The following is a 4,168-nucleotide window of genomic DNA, read 5'->3' on the forward strand; positions in this document are numbered from 1 at the left end:
ACTTTAAGGGGTGCAGCCTAATAAGGACCGTGTTTTCTAAATTAATTAATGAGTTACTTTAGAATTATTTAATTTATCACGTAATACCATTTGTAAGATACCACCATGACGGTAGTAGTCGATTTCAACTTCGCTGTCGAAACGAGCAACTACATCAAATTCAACTGTTGTACCATCTTCTTTTGTTGCAGTTACTTTAACAAGATCACGTGGTTTAACATTCTCATCTACATTAACAGCAAATACTTCTTTACCTGTTAATCCAAATGTTTCAGCATTTTCGCCATCTTTAAATTGAAGTGGTAAAACACCCATTAATACTAAGTTACTTCTGTGAATACGCTCGAAGCTTTCAGCAAGAACTGTTTTAATACCTAAAAGATTTGTTCCTTTAGCAGCCCAGTCACGAGAACTTCCCATACCGTAGTCATTTCCAGCTAAGATCATTAATCCAGTACCATCTTCTTTATAACGCATTGCTGCATCATAAATTGACATTACTTCGCCAGTTGGCCAGTAAGTAGTGTATCCACCTTCTGTACCTGGAGCGATTTGGTTACGGATACGGATATTAGCAAATGTACCACGCATCATTACATCGTGGTTACCACGACGAGAACCGTATGAGTTAAAGTCTACAGGTTTAACACCTTTACTTTGTAAGTAAAGTCCTGCAGGAGTTGTTTTACCAATTGAACCAGCTGGTGAGATGTGGTCAGTTGTTACTGAATCACCGAATTTACCAACGATTTTTAAACCAGCTAATGGTTTAACTATGCCCGGTTCTTTTGATAATCCTTCAAAGAATGGAGGGTTTGCAATATAAGTTGATTCGCTATCCCATTTGTATAATGAATCATCAGTTGTTTGAATTTCGTTCCAACGTTTGTTATCTTCAAATACTCTTTCGTATTCTTTTTTGAATAATTCAGGAGTAACTGTAGATGCAACTACTTCTTGAATTTCTGCAGATGTTGGCCAAATATCTTTTAAGAATACATCGTTTCCGTCTTTATCTTGACCGATTGGCTCAACTGAGAAGTCGATATTTACATTACCTGCTAACGCGTAAGCAACTACTAATGGTGGTGATGCTAAGTAGTTACCTTTAACTTGAGGATGAATACGTCCTTCAAAGTTACGGTTACCAGAAAGTACAGATGTTACTAACATATCATTATCAGCAATAGCTGCTTCCATTTCAGGAGCTAATGGACCTGAGTTACCGATACATGTAGTACATCCATAACCAACGATGTTAAATCCTAATTGATTTAAGAAAGGAATTAAGCCAGCTTCTTGTAAATATCCACTAACAACTTTAGATCCAGGAGCTAATGAAGTTTTTACATAAGCAGGTACTGTTAATCCTTTTTCAACAGCTTTTTTAGCTACTAAACCAGCACCTAACATAACGTATGGGTTTGAAGTATTTGTACAACTAGTGATTGCTGCAATTGCAACTGCACCAGTTTTAAATGTTGTTTCAGTACCATTTTCAAATTTAACAGTTACCTCTTTATCTAATGCTTCATCAGTTAAACCGAATCCTGCATTACCCATTGGAGCAGAAACTGCTGTTTGGAATGATTTTTTCATTTCAGATAATGGAATTAAATCTTGTGGACGTTTTGGACCAGAAAGATTTGATTCAATTTCTGAAAGATTGATTTCTACTAAATCACTAAATGTAGGATCTTCTAAGTCAGCTGTATAGAATAAATCATTAGCTTTGCAGTATGCTTCTACTAATTGAATTTGCTCTTCAGAACGACCTGTTAAACGTAAGTAGTTAAGTGCTTCAGCATCAACTGGGAAGAATCCACATGTTGCACCGTATTCAGGAGCCATGTTTGCAATAGTAGCACGGTCTGCTAAAGGCATGCTTTGTAAACCAGGTCCAAAGAACTCAACAAATTTATTTACTACACCTTTTTTACGTAAAACTTCAGTAACTTTTAATGCAACATCAGTTGCAGTAATTCCACTTGGTAAAGCACCAGTTAATTTAACACCGATAACTTCTGGAACTGGGAAATATGATGGTTGACCAAGCATTCCTGCTTCAGCTTCAATTCCACCGACACCCCAACCTAATACACCAATACCATTAATCATAGTAGTATGTGAGTCAGTACCTACTAATGTATCAGGGAATGCAATAACTTCACCATCTTCATTTGCAATTGCATGTACTACGTTTGCTAAGTATTCTAAGTTAACTTGGTGAACGATACCTGTTGCTGGTGGAACAGCACGATAGTTATTAAATGCTTTTTGAGCCCAGCTTAAGAATTGGTAACGCTCTTCGTTACGAGAAAATTCTAAATCCATATTGAAATCTAATGCATCCGCTGAACCAGCTTTATCAACCATTACAGAGTGGTCAATTACTAGATCTACTGGAATTTCTGGATTAATTACTTCAGGGTCTCCACCCATATCAGCCATTGCCTTACGTAATGAAGCTAAGTCAACTACCGCTGGAACACCTGTGAAGTCTTGTAAAATAACACGAGAAGGTTTAAACGGAACATCTACATCTTGTAGCTCGCTTGTTCCCCATTTTGCTAAATTTTCAACATGATCTTTTGTAATTACTCTTCCATCTACTTGACGAAGAACTGATTCTAGTAACACTTTAATCGAATAAGGTAATTTACCGATTTTAGCTACTCCAGCTTCCTCAATTGCTTTTAAGCGATAATAATGATAAGTTTTATCGTTCGCAGTAAATGTCGAACGAGATTGGAAAACGTCATTTTTCCCCATGTTTTCTTCCCCCTATTAAGCAAAAAATGTCTGAATATATTTTATATCCAAACTTTTCAATACCTTACAATAATATATTATTACAATGTATATCATAAGTAAATAAGAAGTAACTTATCATTTGTAATAAGTATTACTTATGACCTTTTAAATCAAGTAGTTCATTTAATAATATTTTGCTCAATTATATCATTGTTTATTTCAATATAATTAATTTAAGTTTTTAAAAGTTCGTGAACGATATGTGAACAAGATGTGATTTTTGTAGGTGTGAGACTGTAAAATGTGTGAACCAAAAAAAAGACTCCTAAATCTTTCTAGGAGTCTTTTTTATATCGAGGTACAATTGATTTTCCATTTCCTAAATCGACATTTAGAGAATGATATTATTTTTCCCCCCTACTACCTACATCTCACAATACATCATTTTTCCCTGCTATTTCTTCTAATTTCTTTTTCCTAGATTCGCATGTAGTGAAAAACATGACTGCGTTCTTCTTATTATTTTTGCTCTGATATAACAAGTTATTAAATGCAAAGGTTAAATCACCGTGTATTACACTCACAATGCTCAGACTTTATGCTCTGAGCTTTTCTTATTTATAATTCCGTATAGCGTCCTATAATGATATGTCATCAGTATTCACTTTTTTTATAATAATCTTTCTGTACATCCCATCAAACATTATTGGAATATCTTCTTTAACAAATAAATTATCTTTATTCATCTCATACAATTTTTCAAAGTTAATTCCGATGTCAGTACCTAATAATTTTATTAATGGTCTAATTGCTTTTTTAAATGGCGAAAGTCCTTTATTTTTTGGTGCAAATTTATCAAAGATGATAATTTCTCCACTTGGTTTCAATACTCTCAACATCTCTTTAAGACACGTATCTGCATCTGGAACAACTGATAATACAAGACTCCCTATAACTACATCGAAATAGGAATTACTCAAACTCATGTCTTGAGCGTCCATTTTTAAAAATTTTATTGATGAGTCTTTAAATTTTTCTTTTGCTTTGTTGAGCATATCATTCGAGTAGTCTATAGATGTAATATCTAATTCTTTGTGATTAATCAGTTCCAAATCTGCACCAGTTCCTACTCCAACAAATAGTATCTTTTGATTTTTCAAGAAGTTAGTTTTACTGAAAATCTCTTTCCTTGCGTGGAGGAATTGCCCAGTGTTAAAAAAATTATCATATAAACGAGACCAAATTTTGTATATCGACTCATTCCTTCGATTGTTCATATTACACCCCATTTTTTATACAATATGCCTTGTAACAACCAATTAAAGGGACAGAACCTTCTTTAATTTCTAATTATATTTTAACATAAATTTCCAATTTTTTATCTTAAATTAAATAATAACTAGGAGTTCTTAGG

General features: G+C 33.9%; 2 protein-coding genes. Both read right to left on the reverse strand.

All coding sequences use genetic code 11. The annotated features are described in order from the left end of the window. Nucleotides 1-45 precede the first annotated feature (45 nt). Nucleotides 46-2,772, reverse strand: coding sequence for an aconitate hydratase AcnA (acnA, locus tag CN514_RS21015; protein WP_098234254.1), 2,727 nt, complete (start codon nucleotides 2,770-2,772; stop codon nucleotides 46-48). A 620-nt stretch (nucleotides 2,773-3,392) separates the two neighbouring features. After that, nucleotides 3,393-4,031, reverse strand: a complete 639-nt coding sequence (locus CN514_RS21020; protein ID WP_098234255.1) for a class I SAM-dependent methyltransferase — start codon at nucleotides 4,029-4,031, stop codon at nucleotides 3,393-3,395. Between the last annotated feature and the right edge of the window lie 137 nt (nucleotides 4,032-4,168).

This window comes from Bacillus sp. AFS001701 (genome assembly GCF_002559405.1).
GTDB lineage: Bacteria > Bacillota > Bacilli > Bacillales > Bacillaceae_G > Gottfriedia.